The sequence below is a fragment of the Helicobacter pylori genome (assembly GCF_003638305.1).
GTDB classification, from domain to species: Bacteria; Campylobacterota; Campylobacteria; order Campylobacterales; family Helicobacteraceae; genus Helicobacter; species Helicobacter pylori_DJ.
In genome coordinates this window covers 1-776 of the sequence record NZ_MVYP01000035.1, presented here as the reverse complement: position 1 = coordinate 776, position 776 = coordinate 1, and the positions used below count along the sequence as shown (strand labels likewise).

At 36.7% G+C, this 776-nt stretch carries 1 protein-coding gene; it reads right to left on the bottom strand.

Annotation, left to right across the window (positions count from 1 at the left end; all coding sequences use genetic code 11):
- Nucleotides 1-117: 117 nt before the first annotated feature.
- A partial coding sequence (locus EAL04_RS07855; protein ID WP_120974487.1) for a DUF3519 domain-containing protein occupies nucleotides 118-776 on the bottom strand: 659 nt, incomplete at its 5' end.

Sequence of the window (776 nt, the reverse complement as noted above, 5' to 3'; positions counted from 1 at the left end):
TCTGTTAGAATTTAGCGCGCTCTGTAATTGCTTTAACAATTCGTTTGTGATTTCTTTAACTTCTGGTTGTTCGCTTATCTCTAAAGCGCTGTTAGGCAAATTAGGGTAATTCATTTTTTAATCCTTGTTTAATTTTTTTGTGGTAGGATTAGGTTTGTTAGAGTTTAAGGGTAGAGTCTCACCCTTTGTGATTAGTGGAGATGTATATAAACTTTCACTATTCTCTGACCTTTTTTCATAACCTGTTATCACCCAATGATTAGGTAATTTTTCTCCTTTCCAATTATCTTTTAAACCTACTCTTATATTTTGGTATTCAATAGCCATTCTGCCGTTTCGTTCTACCTTAACGCCTTTCTCTATAACTTCCGGTATCGTTTTAACTACGCTCATGGCGTATTCTTTAGCTTCTGTTTCGTTTAGTCCTTGATTTTTGGCTTGCTCTTCTCGGCGTTTTAAGATGTGTTCTAACCCGTAATCTTTATTACCCCAAACTAGATCAATATCCCCTAAGCCTTCTTTATAGAACGCTCCTGCTACAAATCCTTTTTTAGTTTCTAATAGCTTGTTAATCGCTCCTAAACCATCGCCCTTAAACTCGCTATAATTCTCTCCCCATTCGCTAGGCGTTTCAATTTTTGGTTTTTTAATCCCTTTCTCGCTTTCTTTTTGCATGTCCTTCACGGCTTCTATCAAGCGCTTTAAGGTGGGGTTATTTTCGTTCGGCTCTCTATTGGCCATTAAAAGGTAATGCGTGAAGTCGTAAATATCAATAT